This window comes from Mycobacterium sp. (assembly GCF_035653355.1).
In the GTDB taxonomy this organism is placed as follows: Bacteria; Actinomycetota; Actinomycetes; order Mycobacteriales; family Mycobacteriaceae; genus Mycobacterium.
In genome coordinates this window covers 1-13,652 of sequence record NZ_DASRBZ010000274.1, presented here as the reverse complement: position 1 = coordinate 13,652, position 13,652 = coordinate 1, and the positions used below count along the sequence as shown (strand labels likewise).

The window sequence follows — 13,652 nt, the reverse complement described above, 5'->3', positions numbered from 1 at the left end:
CCAAGCGCCAAAGAGGTCACCGCCCTGGACCGCCGGTTCCGCATCAGCGGCGAAGAGCTGTCGTACTCGGTGCGGATGGGCGCGGTCGGACAGCCGGTGCAGGATCACTTGGCCGCCGTGCTGCACCGCACAAGCTGAGAACGCGTCGCGCTCACACGATGTACATCACACCGTCGCTGACGACCCGGCCGGCAACCTGAACCCAGCCTTCCGGATGCCAGGTGGTCTGGATGACCGAGCCCTTGCCCTGCGTGATTACGAGGTCGCGGCTGAGGTAGTCGGTGATCCGCACCGCGGCGGAGCCGGTCGCTTCGTCTTCGGGCACACCTAAATTGCCGGCGAACATCCGCGCCCGCAGCGCTCCCGCCGACCGGTCGGTCCAGGTCCACAGGTAGTGCTGAACATCGTCGGGATAGTCGGCGGGGTCCGCGGCGGCCAGCTGGTCGAGCGAATCCAGCTCGTGAATTGCGAACTCCGGGGCCCACTCTGAGCGGGCGCTGATCGCGGTGAGTTCCTCGTGATAGCTGACCTGCACGATTCCGGCCGGCACCTGCAGGGTGCGAATCGGTGTGCCCTGCTCGCGCAGCCACCACGATGCGCCCACGGCCGGGTGGCCGGCGAAAGGAAGCTCCGTCAGCGGCGTGTAGATGCGCGCATGCGCCGTCGTCCCGCCTGACGCCGGCGGGTCGACGAAAATCGTTTCGCTGTAGCCCAATTGGTGGGCCAGAGTTTGCCGACGCCGCCATTCCACGCGACTGGCAGCGACGACGCCAAGCGGATTCCCGAAATTGCCGTGGGAGTCGGTGAAAACGCGGAGCACGGTGACGTCGATGGCCATGGCGCCGACTGTACGACGTAGTGCCCGCGGAAGATCAGGTGGCGCTTCGTTCGTCGGAACCCATGGCGCTCATCACCGCCACGCGAGTATCGACCGAGCCGGAGACCGTACGCTCGCCGCCACCGGTTCGGAGCAGTTCGCGAAGCATGTCCTGGTCGTATTCGGCCGGCTCGGTGGTGTCGATGAAGCGTTCGACAACTTCTATGAAGCGGTCAGGATCGTCGTGAAATGGGAAGTGCCCGGAGTTTTCAAAAATCTCGAGCTGGGAGCCGGGCATTGCCGCATGCGCCATCCATGCATGGCTGACCGGCACGACCACGTCCTCCGTACCCCAAATTAGTTGCACCGGAACGGATTTCGTCAGGTAACATCGGTCCAGCATGGTGACCATCTGGCCGCGCCAGTCCACTACCGCGCGCAGCGTCCGGGTGAACGCCGATGATGCCATGGGCTCGGGCAGATCAGCGAGTATCCGCAGCACGTCCGGCAGGTCGCGGCCCAGGGCGGTCGATCCCAACAGCCGGCCTGCCGCGCGCCCGGCGACCTGCAGCGTCGGCAGCACCAACGGCAGCCGCAGCAGCGCCAGAGCTTCGCCACCCAGCGGCAACGAGGCGCAGCGCAACACGATGTTGACGTCTTTGGTGACGCCGCCGGTGGCGACCAGGACGAGCCGGTCGACCAATTGCGGGAACTGGTAAGCGAATTGCATCGCCACCCCGCCGCCGAGCGAATGACCCACCACCGTGACCCGGTCGATCCCGAGCACGCTCAACAGATCGCGCATCCCGTTGGCGTACGCCGCCACGGAGTAGTCGGCCCGGGGTTTGTCCGACCGGCCGTGGCCGAGCAGATCCGGCGCAATGACGGTGAAACGCTGGGCGAGCTTGGCTTGCACGGTTTCCCACGTGGTGGAGTTGTCGGCGATGCCGTGAATCAGCAAGATCGCCGGCCCCGAGCCGGCGATCCGGAAAGCGCGCCGATAACCGTGGATGGTGCGGAACTGCAGTGTCGGCGTCACCTCGCGCACCGGCCGCAGGTTGGGCTTTCGCTTGCTCATGTCGCCAACTCCACTGTCGGGCGCGGTCTCAAGCGCCACTCCTCCTCATCGCTGCGCTCTGCATCGTCGTTGGCGCGATCGGAACGCTCAGCTCGGGTTGTCGTCCTTGCGCTTCTTCTCCGCCTGCTGGGCCAAAAACCGCTCGAACTCCGCGCCGAGCTCGTCGCCGCTGGGCAGATCCCCGTCGCGCGTCAGCAGTGACCGGTTCTCCTGAGCGGCAATGAACGCATCGTACTGGCGCTCCAGGGCGGCCACCACCTGAGCCACCTCGGGACTGGACTCGACCTGTTCGTCGATCTTCGCCCGGATATCGGCAGCCGCTTCGGTGAGCGCCGTCAGCGGAAACTCAAGCGCAGCCGCCTTGGCCACCTGCTCCAGCAGCGCCTGCGCGGCGGCCGGATAGTCGGTTTGGGCCAGATAGTGGGGGACGTGCACGGTGAACCCGACGACCTCGTGGCCGTGCTGGGCCATCCGGTACTCGAGCAAGTTGGACGCGCTGCCGGGCACCTGGACTTCGGCGATCCACGGCGTGAAGTCGGCGATCAGCTCGCGATTGTTGGAGTGCGCGGTCATCGTGATCGGTCGCGTGTGGGGCACCGCCATCGGGATCGTGCCCAAACCGATGGTCTGGCGTACGCCCAGCCGCTCGGCGAGCAGGCGCACCGCGGTGACGAAACGCTCCCACTTCAGATCCGGCTCCATGCCGGCCAGCAGTAGAAATGGCGTCCCGACGCTGTCGTGCAGCGCGTACAGGCTCAGCTCCGGGTCCTCGTAGTGGGTGAAGTGGTCGGTCTTGAACGTCATCAGAGGGCGGCGCGAGCGATAGTCCAAGAGCTCGTCGATCGCGAACGACGCCACCAGTTCGGTGTCCAGCGAATTCTTGAGGTGGGCTGCCGCCAGCCGGATTGCGTGACCGGCGTCGGAAAAGCCTTCCAACGCGTGCACCAAAACCGGCCCTCGGCCGTCAGGCGACGACAACTGCGGCGCGGGGAACTCAAGCTCGTACATCCCCGCCTGCTCAGGGCGATAAGGCTGCTCGCGTTCGTCGGCCATCGTTGTGCCTCCTCGTCACGGCGCTTTATCGCGCCACGTCACCAGTTTCCCTCACATCGACGGGTGCCAAGAAGTCGATCCGGCTCATTAGTTAGCCCGCCTGTACGTTTCGAAAACACGGGAGCCGGGGGACCGCATTCCGCTGAAAGCAGCTGGCGCGGCCGTAGAGGCGTAGCCCGGCGTCGTCGAGGGGCCTCGGGCATGATGAATACCGATGCGAATGATGGCGGCGGTGCTGGCTGTTCCCGTCAGCCTGGCGCTGCTGTCGTCGGCCTGCGGTCAACCAGCCCCTCCCGCGGGCACCTCCACGGCGCACGAGCAGCGCGCGAGCCACACCGTTCCGCAGGTCGTCGCCGCTCCGGTAGCTCCCGACCCGCGGGTGGGCGCAGTGTTCCTCGGCGGCGGCGACCTGCATACCTGCACGGGCTCGGTGCTGCGCTCGAGTGGAGGCGATCTCGTGTTGACCGCCGCGCACTGCCTGGGCGGGAGCAACCCACCCACGTTCGTTCCCGGCTTTGCCGGCCAGGCCGCGCCCGACAACATCTGGACCGTTGACGCCGTCTATCTCGATCCCCGCTGGGTCGCTGGCCGAGATCCGCACGCCGATTATGCGATTGCTCGGGTGAGCCGGGCCGCCGGCGGATCGGTCGAGGCGCAGGCCGGCTCAGGGCTTTCGTTGGGCAACGCACCAGCGCCCGGTAGCCAAGTCCGCGTCACGGCGTACCCGGCTGGTGTGGGAGGCACGCCGATTGGCTGCCAGGCCGGCACCGGCATCACCGCAGACGGTTACCCCTCCTTGCCGTGCTCGGGGCTGGTCGACGGCACCAGCGGTGCGCCGTGGGTCAGCGGGTCGACGGTCATCGGGCTGATCGGTGGCCTGGACGGCGGCGGCTGCGGGGAGGAGCTGTCGTACTCGGCGCCGTTCGATCAGCACATCGCGCAGTTGCTGGCGCGTGCCGAGGCGGGCGGCCCAGGTGATGCTGCGGCACCCGATTTCGACGACGGCTGTTAGGTCGCGGGCCGGTTAACGGCGGAACTGGTTGAGCGCCCGTATTTTGTTGCGGACGTCCAGGGCCGCGACCTTGTATGCCTCCGAGAACGTCGGGTAGTTGAACACCGCGTCGACCAGGTAATCCACAGTGCCTCCGCAGCCCATCACGGCCTGGCCGATGTGGATCATCTCGGTGGCGTTGCTGCCGAAGATGTGCACGCCGAGCAGCTTGAGGTCCTCGGTGGACACCAGCAGCTTGAGCATGCCGTAGGAGTCACCGGCGATCTGGCCGCGGGCCAGTTCGCGATAGCGGGCCACCCCGACCTCGTAGGGCACCGCATCCTTGGTCAGTTCCACCTCGGTAGCGCCGACATACGACACCTCGGGAATCGAATAGATGCCGATCGGCTGCAACTCGGTCATGCCGTCGGTCGGCTCGCCGAACGCGTGGTAGGCGGCCAGCCGGCCCTGGTCCATCGAGGTGGCCGCGAGGGCCGGGAAGCCGATGACGTCGCCGACGGCGTAGATGTGGTCGACCTTGGTCCGGAACTGGTCGTCGACGAAAATGCGTCCACGGCTGTCAGCTTCCAGGCCGGCGTTGGCCAGGTCGAGGTCGTCGGTCTGGCCTTGGCGTCCCGCCGAATACATCACGGTCTCGGCCGGAATCTGTTTGCCGCTGGCCAGTGTCGTGACCGTGCCGACCGAGCCCACGTCGACAGCCGTCACCTCTTCGCCGAACCGGAACGTCACCGCCAGGTCGCGCAAGTGGAACCGCAGGGCCTCGACAATTTCGGGATCGCAGAACTCCAGCATGGTTTCCCGCTTTTCGACGATGGTCACCTTGGTGCCCAGCGCGGCGAACATCGATGCGTACTCGACTCCGATCACGCCGGCGCCCACGACGACCATCGACGACGGGATCGACTTGAGATCGAGGATCCCGTCGGAATCCAGCACCCGTTCTTCGTCGAACTCCACCCCGGCGGGCCGCGCCGGCCGCGTGCCGGTGGCGACGATGATGTAGTTGCCGCTGACGGTGGTTCGCTCTCCGCGAGCTTGATCTTCGACCAGCACCGTGTGCGGATCGACGAAGCGGGCGTGCCCCATGAATAGGTCAATCCTATTGCGCATCAGCTGATTTCGGATCACGTCGGCTTGCTTGCCGATGACATGCTGAGTGCGGTCCAACAAGTCGGCAGGCGTTATCTTGTCCTTGACCCGGTAGCTGGCGCCGTACAGCTCACGTTGGCTCATGCCGGTGAGGTAGAGCACGGCCTCGCGCAACGTCTTTGAGGGAATCGTGCCGGTGTTGACGCAAACCCCGCCGAGCACCCGGCCGCGTTCGACGACCGCCACCGTCTTGCCGAGCTTGGCTGCGGCGATAGCGGCCTTCTGCCCGCCCGGCCCCGACCCGAGGACGACGACGTCGTATTCCAGCATCGAACCCATGAGTAGACATCTACGCCGGTTCGGGAGTTCCTGCAGCCCGAACCGCGATGAGCTGCCGACGATCGCACGACACACAGTCGCGATTTCGTCCACAGCCGCGCCGCTGGGTGAGGTCGCCGGCGTGCTGGTTGACGGTGATGGTTGCCAGCGTGGGGCTCATGACAAAACATCGATCCGACTTTGAACTCGACCGCCCCGGTGCACTGATTGCCGCATTACCGGCCGTCCTCGGTTTCGTGCCGGAAAAATCGCTGGTCTTGGTCTCGATCGACCGCGGCGAGATGGGTGCGGTGATGCGGGTGGATCTTTCCGCCGACCTGACCGAGCGGGTCGGGCATCTTGCCGAGGTCGCCGCCGCCGCAGAGCCCGAGGCCGCGATCGCGGTGATCATCGACGCCAATGGGGCGCGCTGCCCGGTGTGTGGCGAGCACTACCGCCAACTGTGCACCGCGCTGAGTGAGGCATTGTCGCAACGCGACATCGAATTATGGGCGGCGCATCTGGTGGATCGGGTGGCCAGCGGCGGGCGCTGGCGCTGCGTCGACGGATGCGGTGCCGGCGGTGTGATCGACGATCCGTCGGCGTCGCCGCTGGCGGTGGCGGCGGTGCTGGACGGGCGGCGCCTCTATGCCCGGCGCGCCGATCTGCAATCGGTGATCGCGGTCGACGACACGGCCGGCAGCGCTGAGTTGGCCGCCGCGATCACCGAAGTGGCGGCGGCGCGCGACGAGGCGTATCGCGTCGATCCCGATGCAACAGCGCGCCACGACGTCGAGGAGATGATGGCGGCCGCTGCGCGTATTGCCGACGACCGGCAGCTGGGCATGACCGAGCTGGCGAGGCTGGCCTGCGCGCTGACCGATGTCCAGGTTCGCGACACGATGTATGCCCTTGCAGTCGGCGTCAATGCCGGCGAGGCCGAGTCGTTGTGGGCGGTGCTGTCGCGCCGCCTGCCCGAGCCGTGGCGGGTCGAGGCGCTGGTGCTGCTGGCGTTCAGCGCCTACGCCCGCGGCGACGGGCCGCTGGCCGGGGTGTCGCTGGAGGCGGCGCTGCGCTGTGAGCCCGGGCACCGGATGGCGGGCATGCTGGATCAGGCGTTGCAGTCGGGGCTGCGGCCGGAGCGCATCCGCGAATTGGGGCTGACCGGTTATCGACTGGCGAGGCGGCTCGGGGTGCGGCTACCGCCGCGGCGGGCGTTCGGTCAGCGGGCGGTGTAGGGCTAGACCTTTTCCACCTTGACGGCATGGGCCATCTCGTGCGGCAGGGTCACGTTCTCGTGGCCCGGGATCACGATGGTCACCCCGCCGGCCGGGTTGGTCTCGACGGTCACGCGCGCATTCGGCACGACGCCGGCGTCCTTGAGCCGGGTGATGAGATCGATGTCGCCTTGGACGTGTTCGGTGAGCTGGCGGACGACAACGGCCACCGGCGAGCCCGACGGCAGCTCGGTGAGCCGCACCAAGTTGGCATCTTCGGAGCCGAATCCGGGTCCGACGCCGAGATCCTTCAGCCCGGGAATCGGGTTGCCGAACGGGGAGGTGGTCGGGTTGTTGAGCACCTGCACGAGCCGGCGCTCAACGTCCTCGCTCATCACGTGCTCCCACCGGCAGGCTTCGGCATGCACTTCTTCCCACGGCAACCCGATCACATCGACCAGCAGCCGCTCGGCGAGCCGGTGCTTGCGCATCACCGCGACGGCCAGCGCGCGGCCCTTGTCGGTGAGCTCCAGGTGGCGGTCGCCGGCCACCCGCAGCAGCCCATCGCGCTCCATCCGTGACACGGTCTGGCTGACGGTGGGACCGCTCTGCTCGAGCCGCTCGGCGATCCGCGCGCGCAGCGGCGTCACGCCCTCCTCCTCGAGGTCGTAAATCGTCCGCAGGTACATCTCGGTGGTGTCAACCAGCTCGTTCATTCCGCACCCTCCATCGCCGCCGAGTCTACTTGCCTAGCTGCGAGAATGGTTCACTAACACTCCAAGGCAGCGCGACGCCCGCCGCGGTTGCGGCGGGCGTCTGTCGCTGGTGTCAGCTGGCAGCCTTAACTGGCGTAGGAGCGCAGCCGGTCGGCGCGCTCGCCGTGGCGCAGCTTGGCCATGACTTCCCGCTCGATCTGCCGAACCCGCTCACGCGACAAACCGAACAGCTTGCCGATTTGATCCAGCGTTCGCGGCTGGCCGTCGTCGAGGCCGAACCGCAGCCGGATCACCTGGTGCTCCCGCTCGTCGAGCGTGGCCAGCACGCTGCGGATGTCGGTATGCAGCAGCTCGGAGATCACCGCGTTCTCCGCGGACATCGCCTCGGCGTCCTCGATGAAATCGCCCAGGGGAGCTTCCTCGTCGGAGCCGACCGGCATGTCCAGGCTCACCGGGTCGCGGCTGTGCTCCAGCAGGTCGTTGATCTTGTCGACCGGAATGCCGGACTCGGCGGCAAGCTCCTCGTCGGTGGCCTCGCGGCCGAGGTTTTGGTGCATCTCCCGCTTGATCCGCGCCAGCTTGTTGACCTGCTCGACTAAATGGACCGGCAGCCGGATCGTGCGGCTCTGGTCGGCCATACCCCGCGTGATGGCTTGGCGGATCCACCACGTGGCATAGGTGGAGAACTTGAATCCCTTTGTGTAGTCGAACTTCTCCATCGCGCGGATCAGGCCGAGGTTGCCCTCCTGAATGAGGTCGAGCAGCGGCATGCCGCGTCCGGTGTAGCGCTTTGCCAGCGACACCACCAGCCGCAGGTTGGCTTCCAGCAGATGGCGGCGCGCCGCCTCGCCGTCGCGGACCACCATCGCCAGTTCGCGTTTGCGGTTCTCCCCGAGACGCTTCCGGGTTTCCAGCAGATACTGGGCATAAAGCCCGGCCTCGATGCGCTTGGCCAGCTCGACCTCGTCGGCAGCATTGAGCAACGCGGTCTTGCCGATGCCGTTCAGATACACGCGCACCAAGTCGGCGGCTGGGCTCTGTGCGTCCAGATCGCTGTCAATCCGGCTTGTGGTGGCATGTGCCATAGCGCCCTCCCGATCGGCTGGAACTGTCATGTGGTCCAACGACCAACCCACGCGATGAGTTCCCACCGGGCGGCTATCTCACACCCGTTGACGTGCGCGAATGTGCCGCCGACCTGAGAATGTCCTGAGAACTGTGGCGAGTGGCCGGCTACGCGGAACCGTCACCCGCCGAGTGCGGCGAGTCCGGTTGCGGCGGCGCAGCTCTGCGCTGCTCGAGTGCCGGCCGTTCGGCGGTCGGGAACAGTGGCGTGCGGCGCGGGACGTTGTCGAAGCGCCGGGGTTCGTCGGCGCGTCGCGGCGGCCGGTCGTTGGCGATCAGCACCGCCATCCACGGCAACGGCACCGAGGCGGCCACGATCAGCAATGAGATCAGGCCGTTGTGCCAGGCGCCGTAGGCGAGCGCCGCCAGCACCAGCGCCGGTACCCGGAACGCCATCAGGGTCAGGTACTTGCGCACCCGCTCGCGGTGCTGCACCTCATATGACGGTGCGGCGGCGGTGATGAGGACTGGTCGACCGTCGTCGTCGAAACCCAGCTGCGAGCCGCGCTTCATTTCTCCACTGTCCCACAATTGGTCGGCGTCGGCTTCTAGCAGTTTTGGGGATCCGGTCTGCGGCACAATATGGGCTATGCAGACCGAGACGATCGAGCGCACCGATACCGAAGAACAGGTCGACGACGGTACCGGCAGCGACATTCCCAAGTACTTCCACTACGTCAAAAAGGACAAGATCGCCGAAAGCGCGGTAATGGGCACCCATGTCGTCGCACTGTGCGGCGAGGTGTTTCCGGTAACACGGTCGGCGAAGCCGGGGTCTCCGGTCTGCCCGGAGTGCAAGCGAATTTACGAGAGGCTCAACAAGGACTGACGCGCTCGGTGCCTTAGGCGTCCAGCGGCGCCGCGCTGGCTTCTAGCACCGCGGACAATTCGATCAGCTTGGCCTCATGCTCGTTGGCGTGATGCCGGCAGAAGAGAAGCTCACCGCCGGACGGCAGCGTGGCACGCACACGGGCGGCCGCGCCGCACCGATCGCACCGATCAGCCCTGGTGAGTTCGGGACTGGTCAATGTGGCGTTCATGGCTTCTCCGTTCCTGACGTATCTCCACTGTCTCAGACGTTTCGGCTTTCGGCCTTGTTCCCCAAGGTGTACCCGGTGTGTCGTTTCTCACGCCCCCTCCAGTTGCGTCTCGAGGCAGTCTGAGGTGTGACGTTCGTCTCGCGGAAACTGGTTCATCTGTGCTCGGCGCGGGCGTGGTCGTGTGCTCAGAACTCCGGTGAGATTCGCCCCGACTCGCTGTCGAGCGCCGGGTTCGTCCATTTGTCGACGCCATCGCAGGTTCACCTGCCGGCCAACCGGCTCTATCGCGGACGCGACGATCTGGTGTTGCTGCATATCGACCCCGCCCGGCTTGACTCACCGGTGCGGTGGGAACCGGGCGTGCCAACGGATCCAGAGTCGATGTTGTTCCCGCACTTGTACGGTCCGCTGCCGGTCGCCGCCGTGACGAAGGTCACCGCCTACCGGCCCGGTCCGGACGGCAGCTTTCCGCCGCTCGACGAGCCGACGTAGGCGTCGGCTTCAATTTCCACCAGCAAGCTCGGCGCGATAAGCGCCGAGACTTCGACCATGGTGGCCGCGGGCCGGATCTCGCCGAAGACGTCGGCGTGCACCGCGGCGACTTCCCGCCAACGCGAGATGTCGGTGACGTAGACACGGGTGCGCACGACGTCGGTCAACGCCGCGCCGGCCTCCTGAAGCGCAAACGCGATGCGGCGTAAGGCATCTCGGGTCTGAGCGCCAATGTCATCGGCTGGTCCGGCGCCGGTGGTACCGGCGACGGCAACGTATCGGCCGACGCGCACCGCTCGGGAATAGCCGACGGTTGCTTCGAAATCCGAGCCGGACGACACCAGAATGCGGCTGGCTGACATGCGGTCACGTTAAGTCTGCGTTGGCGTCAACGCATCCGAAATATCAGCCGGGGGCTGATGGCCGAGACCTCATCTCTCGAGTCGACCTGTCCGATTGCTCGCTCGATCGAGCCCGTCGAGTGCGATCGCACGATTAGCTCCGATGCTGGGGTCAACCCGGCTAGCCTGCGATGCCAGGGCCGGGATGGTGTCTAAGACAGGAGGCTTGGCTGGCATGACGTCGTTGGCGACACGGGCACCCGAGCACCGGCGGCGTGGCCGCGATGGTTGAGTCCGTCGACGCCGCTGGGTTGCCTGCCGAGCTGGGCCCGCTCGACTATCTGATGTATCGGCGTGAAGTGAACCCGCGCACCCGCGCGGCGGTCATGGGCGTGGTCCTTCTCGACACCGCCCCAGGCTGGGGCCGGTTCCGCGACTGCTTCGACAACGCCTCCCGGCGGGTGCTGCGGATGCGGCAGAAGGTCGTGGTGCCCACCCTGCCGACGGCTGCACCGCGCTGGGTGGTGGATCCGGACTTCGACTTGGACTTTCATGTGCGGCGGGTGCGCGTTTCCGAACCCGGCACGCTGCGGGAGGTCTTCGATCTGGCCGACGTGCTGCTGCAGTCACCCCTGGACATCGCGCGGCCGCTGTGGACGGCCACCCTGGTCGAGGGCCTTGCCGATGGTACGGCCGCGATTGTCTTCCACGTGGGCCATGCAATCGGTGACGGAATCGGCAGCTTCGAGATTTTCGCGCAGATCTGCGACCTGCAGCGCGATCCACCGGCCGAGCCGCTGCCTCCGCCGCCAACTCCGCAGCATCTGTCACCCAACGGCTTAATGCTGGAAGGCATCAAAAACCTGCCCGGCGCCGTTGTCAGGGCAGTCTGGCGAGCGCTGTGCGGCGCGATCTCGACAGTCGGCCGGGCGATGCTCAACCCGGCGTCGGCGATGGCGGGCGCCGTGGGGCATGCCCGCTCGAGTGTTCGGGTAATGAGCCCGGTCGCCGAGCCGTCGCCCTTGCTGCGCCAGCGCAGCTTGGCTTGCCGCAGCGAAGCGCTCGACATCCGGCTTTCAGACCTGCAACGGGCTGCCATAGCCGGCGGCGGCTCAATCAACGACGTCTACCTGGCGGCGCTGTGCGGCGCGTTGGGCCGCTATCACGAGGCGCTCGGCGCACCGATTGACAGGCTGCCGGTGATCGTCCCGGTGAGCGTGCGCACCGACGCAGACGCTGCCGGCGGCAATCGGCTCGCCCTGATCAACCTGGCCGCCCCGGCAGGGACGGCCGATCCGGTCGCTCGCATGCGGGAGATTCGCGAGCAGATGACACGGCGCCGCGCGGAGCCCGCACGGAACATCGGCAGTCTCTTCGCACCACTTCTGAACCTCGTGCCGGCGCGCGCGCTGGAGACTGTCAGTGGCGCTGGACATTTCGATGCGGCAGCCAGCAATGCGCCTACATACGACGGCGACGTCTACGTTGCCGGCGGAAAGGTGCTACGGACGTATGCCCTTAATTCGTTGGCTGGTTTGGGGATGTCGGTCGTCCTGTTATCCATGGGCGCTTGGTGCACGATCACCGTGCGCTACGACAGGGCCGCCGTCCAGGATGGGGAACTGTTTACCCGGTGCCTGCTCGAGGGGTTCGACGAGGTTCTCGCGCTGGCGGGTGACTCAGCGGCGCGCGCCCAGCCCGCATCGTTCGTTTTCGAGCGAGATGGCGACGGAGTGCTCGACAGGATAACCCGCGACGCGAGCTAGCCAGGCCGGCAATATAGCCGGCATTGCGGGTGTGCGTCAGTCGAGGTAGTCGCGCAGCACTTGCGAACGGCTGGGGTGACGCAGCTTCGACATTGTCTTGGACTCAATCTGGCGGATGCGTTCCCGGGTGACGCCGTAGACCTGGCCGATCTCGTCAAGCGTGCGTGGTTGGCCGTCGGTGAGCCCGAACCGCAGCCGCACCACGCCGGCTTCGCGTTCGGAGAGCGTCTCCAGCACCGACTGCAGCTGGTCCTGCAGCAGGGTGAACGACACCGCGTCGACGGCCACCACGGCTTCACTGTCTTCGATGAAGTCGCCGAGCTGGCTGTCACCCTCGTCGCCGATGGTCTGATCCAACGAGATCGGCTCACGCGCATACTGTTGGATCTCCAGCACCTTTTCCGGCGTGATGTCCATCTCCTTGGCCAACTCCTCAGGAGTGGGCTCGCGGCCCAGATCCTGCAGCAGCTCGCGCTGAATGCGGCCCAGCTTGTTGATCACCTCGACCATGTGAACCGGTATCCGGATGGTGCGCGCCTGGTCCGCCATGGCTCGCGTGATCGCCTGCCTGATCCACCATGTCGCATACGTGGAGAACTTGTAACCCTTGGTGTAGTCGAACTTCTCGACCGCACGGATCAGACCGAGGTTGCCTTCCTGGATGAGGTCCAAAAACGCCATGCCGCGGCCGGTGTAGCGCTTGGCCAGTGACACCACCAGACGCAGATTCGCTTCCAGCAGATGGTTTTTCGCGCGATCGCCGTCGCGGCAGATCCACATCATGTCGCGGCGCTGGGCGGCCGGAAGCTTCTCGCCGCGCTCGGCCATTTCGGCCAGCAGCTGGCTGGCGTACAGACCGGCTTCGATCCGCTTGGCCAGCTCGACCTCTTCCTCCGCGTTGAGCAGCGCGACCTTGCCGATCTGCTTGAGGTACGCGCGAACCGAGTCCGCCGATGCGGTGAGTTCGGCGTCTTTGCGCGCCTGGCGCAACGCCTCAGACTCGTCTTCGTCCCATACGAAATCGCCTGAGGCCTTGTCCTTTTCGCTCGGCTCAGCGATCTCTTCGTCGTCCTCGACGGTGTCTTCGACGGTCACGGCGGGCGCGGCGGCGTCGGTGTCGTCGGTGTCGGCTTGCTCGAGCTCGGCATCGTCGCTCTCGGGCGCTACGTCCTCGAGGTCATCGAGACTCAGGTCGGCGGGGTCGATATCGATGTCGTCGGGTTCGATGTCGGCGTCCGGCTCAACGCCGAGATCCGCCTCGGCGTCGACGTCCTCGACAAGGGCGTCGGCGACGACCTCGACATCCTTTGGCTCCGTACCCTTCTTTGTGCGGCTCCGCGATGGCTTTGCGGCGGCACTTTTGGCCGGGGCGTGGTCCTTCTTCGTGGTCTTGGCGCTGGTGGCTTTGGTGGCCGCTGCAGTGGTCTTGCTTGCCCGGGGGGCGCTCTTGGTGGCCCGCTTGGACGAGGCGGACCCGTTGGTGGACTTTGCCGCGGATCGCTTTGCCCCGGCCTTGGCGGGGGCCTTGGTGGCGCTGCGTTTCACCGGCTCATCGGTTGACGGGCTTGCTTTGGTCGCTGCCACGTAC

The 13,652-nt window shown here is 66.4% G+C and carries 16 protein-coding genes; 6 read left to right on the top strand and 10 right to left on the bottom strand.

The window, feature by feature from the left end:
* Window positions 1-138, top strand: a 138-nt coding sequence (locus VFA16_RS09405) for a heme-binding beta-barrel domain-containing protein (RefSeq protein WP_324967551.1), incomplete at its 5' end; no start/stop codon positions are given.
* A 13-nt stretch (window positions 139-151) separates the two neighbouring features.
* Here the strand turns inward: VFA16_RS09405 and VFA16_RS09400 are convergent.
* The 3 genes from VFA16_RS09400 to VFA16_RS09390 all read right to left on the bottom strand — a co-directional run bounded on the left by VFA16_RS09400 (window position 152) and on the right by VFA16_RS09390 (window position 2,948).
* Window positions 152-838: a PhzF family phenazine biosynthesis protein gene (locus VFA16_RS09400; RefSeq protein WP_324967547.1), complete on the bottom strand. Its 687-nt coding sequence runs from the start codon at window positions 836-838 to the stop codon at window positions 152-154.
* A 34-nt stretch (window positions 839-872) separates the two neighbouring features.
* Window positions 873-1,895, bottom strand: a complete 1,023-nt coding sequence (locus tag VFA16_RS09395) for an alpha/beta hydrolase (RefSeq protein ID WP_324967546.1) — start codon at window positions 1,893-1,895, stop codon at window positions 873-875.
* A gap of 87 nt (window positions 1,896-1,982) precedes the next feature.
* Window positions 1,983-2,948 (bottom strand): PAC2 family protein, encoded by a 966-nt coding sequence (locus VFA16_RS09390; protein ID WP_324967545.1) that lies wholly within the window; start codon window positions 2,946-2,948, stop codon window positions 1,983-1,985.
* Window positions 2,949-3,162: 214 nt separating this feature from the next.
* On the opposite strand from VFA16_RS09390, the gene VFA16_RS09385 reads away from it, so the two are divergent.
* On the top strand, window positions 3,163-3,960 hold the full coding sequence (locus tag VFA16_RS09385) for a trypsin-like serine peptidase (protein ID WP_324967544.1): 798 nt from the start codon (window positions 3,163-3,165) through the stop codon (window positions 3,958-3,960).
* Window positions 3,961-3,972: 12 nt separating this feature from the next.
* Here the strand turns inward: VFA16_RS09385 and sthA are convergent, their stop codons facing one another.
* Window positions 3,973-5,379 (bottom strand): Si-specific NAD(P)(+) transhydrogenase, encoded by a 1,407-nt coding sequence (sthA, locus tag VFA16_RS09380; RefSeq protein WP_324967550.1) that lies wholly within the window; start codon window positions 5,377-5,379, stop codon window positions 3,973-3,975.
* Window positions 5,380-5,546: 167 nt separating this feature from the next.
* On the opposite strand from sthA, the gene VFA16_RS09375 reads away from it, so the two are divergent.
* Window positions 5,547-6,605 (top strand): DUF4192 domain-containing protein, encoded by a 1,059-nt coding sequence (locus tag VFA16_RS09375; protein ID WP_324967543.1) that lies wholly within the window; start codon window positions 5,547-5,549, stop codon window positions 6,603-6,605.
* A 2-nt stretch (window positions 6,606-6,607) separates the two neighbouring features.
* Here the strand turns inward: VFA16_RS09375 and ideR are convergent, their stop codons facing one another.
* The 3 genes from ideR to VFA16_RS09360 all read right to left on the bottom strand — a co-directional run bounded on the left by ideR (window position 6,608) and on the right by VFA16_RS09360 (window position 8,956).
* On the bottom strand, window positions 6,608-7,300 hold the full coding sequence (gene ideR / locus VFA16_RS09370; RefSeq protein WP_324967542.1) for an iron-dependent transcriptional regulator IdeR: 693 nt from the start codon (window positions 7,298-7,300) through the stop codon (window positions 6,608-6,610).
* A gap of 125 nt (window positions 7,301-7,425) precedes the next feature.
* The gene (gene sigB, locus VFA16_RS09365) at window positions 7,426-8,415 is read right to left on the bottom strand and encodes a sigma-70 family RNA polymerase sigma factor SigB (RefSeq protein WP_414687677.1); all 990 of its coding nucleotides are present in this window, start codon (window positions 8,413-8,415) and stop codon (window positions 7,426-7,428) included.
* A 118-nt stretch (window positions 8,416-8,533) separates the two neighbouring features.
* Window positions 8,534-8,956: a DUF3099 domain-containing protein gene (locus VFA16_RS09360; RefSeq protein ID WP_324967549.1), complete on the bottom strand. Its 423-nt coding sequence runs from the start codon at window positions 8,954-8,956 to the stop codon at window positions 8,534-8,536.
* Between the two features lie 58 nt (window positions 8,957-9,014).
* Here VFA16_RS09360 and VFA16_RS09355 point away from each other — a divergent pair, with 58 nt between their 5' ends.
* Window positions 9,015-9,254: a DUF3039 domain-containing protein gene (locus VFA16_RS09355; protein WP_324967540.1), complete on the top strand. Its 240-nt coding sequence runs from the start codon at window positions 9,015-9,017 to the stop codon at window positions 9,252-9,254.
* Between the two features lie 13 nt (window positions 9,255-9,267).
* Here the strand turns inward: VFA16_RS09355 and VFA16_RS09350 are convergent, their stop codons facing one another.
* Window positions 9,268-9,465 (bottom strand): DUF7455 domain-containing protein, encoded by a 198-nt coding sequence (locus VFA16_RS09350; protein WP_324967539.1) that lies wholly within the window; start codon window positions 9,463-9,465, stop codon window positions 9,268-9,270.
* A gap of 126 nt (window positions 9,466-9,591) precedes the next feature.
* On the opposite strand from VFA16_RS09350, the gene VFA16_RS09345 reads away from it, so the two are divergent.
* On the top strand, window positions 9,592-9,957 hold the full coding sequence (locus tag VFA16_RS09345) for a DUF952 domain-containing protein (RefSeq protein ID WP_324967538.1): 366 nt from the start codon (window positions 9,592-9,594) through the stop codon (window positions 9,955-9,957).
* Here the strand turns inward: VFA16_RS09345 and VFA16_RS09340 are convergent.
* Entirely contained in the window at window positions 9,906-10,319 is a 414-nt protein-coding gene (locus VFA16_RS09340; RefSeq protein ID WP_324967537.1) for a RidA family protein, read from the bottom strand. The genes VFA16_RS09345 and VFA16_RS09340 overlap by 52 nt on opposite strands.
* Before the next feature lie 263 nt (window positions 10,320-10,582).
* Here VFA16_RS09340 and VFA16_RS09335 point away from each other — a divergent pair, with 263 nt between their 5' ends.
* Window positions 10,583-12,064 carry a wax ester/triacylglycerol synthase family O-acyltransferase gene (locus tag VFA16_RS09335; RefSeq protein ID WP_324967536.1) on the top strand — a complete coding sequence of 494 codons (1,482 nt, stop codon included), beginning with the start codon at window positions 10,583-10,585 and terminating at the stop codon, window positions 12,062-12,064.
* Window positions 12,065-12,100: 36 nt separating this feature from the next.
* Here the strand turns inward: VFA16_RS09335 and VFA16_RS09330 are convergent, their stop codons facing one another.
* Complete coding sequence (locus VFA16_RS09330; RefSeq protein WP_324967548.1) at window positions 12,101-13,648, bottom strand: RNA polymerase sigma factor; 1,548 nt, start codon at window positions 13,646-13,648, stop codon at window positions 12,101-12,103.
* Between the last annotated feature and the right edge of the window lie 4 nt (window positions 13,649-13,652).

What these genes read in the sequence shown, in the direction of transcription:
- VFA16_RS09350 (WP_324967539.1), bottom strand. Translation starts at nt 9,465, where the DNA reads ATGAACGCCACATTGACCAGTCCCGAACTCACCAGGGCTGATCGGTGC.
- sigB (WP_414687677.1), bottom strand. Translation starts at nt 8,415, where the DNA reads ATGACAGTTCCAGCCGATCGGGAGGGCGCTATGGCACATGCCACCACA.
- sthA (WP_324967550.1), bottom strand. Translation starts at nt 5,379, where the DNA reads ATGCTGGAATACGACGTCGTCGTCCTCGGGTCGGGGCCGGGCGGGCAG.
- VFA16_RS09400 (WP_324967547.1), bottom strand. Translation starts at nt 838, where the DNA reads ATGGCCATCGACGTCACCGTGCTCCGCGTTTTCACCGACTCCCACGGC.
- VFA16_RS09340 (WP_324967537.1), bottom strand. Translation starts at nt 10,319, where the DNA reads ATGTCAGCCAGCCGCATTCTGGTGTCGTCCGGCTCGGATTTCGAAGCA.
- VFA16_RS09335 (WP_324967536.1), top strand. Translation starts at nt 10,583, where the DNA reads ATGGTTGAGTCCGTCGACGCCGCTGGGTTGCCTGCCGAGCTGGGCCCG.
- VFA16_RS09375 (WP_324967543.1), top strand. Translation starts at nt 5,547, where the DNA reads ATGACAAAACATCGATCCGACTTTGAACTCGACCGCCCCGGTGCACTG.
- VFA16_RS09390 (WP_324967545.1), bottom strand. Translation starts at nt 2,948, where the DNA reads ATGGCCGACGAACGCGAGCAGCCTTATCGCCCTGAGCAGGCGGGGATG.
- VFA16_RS09385 (WP_324967544.1), top strand. Translation starts at nt 3,163, where the DNA reads ATGCGAATGATGGCGGCGGTGCTGGCTGTTCCCGTCAGCCTGGCGCTG.
- ideR (WP_324967542.1), bottom strand. Translation starts at nt 7,300, where the DNA reads ATGAACGAGCTGGTTGACACCACCGAGATGTACCTGCGGACGATTTAC.
- VFA16_RS09355 (WP_324967540.1), top strand. Translation starts at nt 9,015, where the DNA reads ATGCAGACCGAGACGATCGAGCGCACCGATACCGAAGAACAGGTCGAC.
- VFA16_RS09395 (WP_324967546.1), bottom strand. Translation starts at nt 1,895, where the DNA reads ATGAGCAAGCGAAAGCCCAACCTGCGGCCGGTGCGCGAGGTGACGCCG.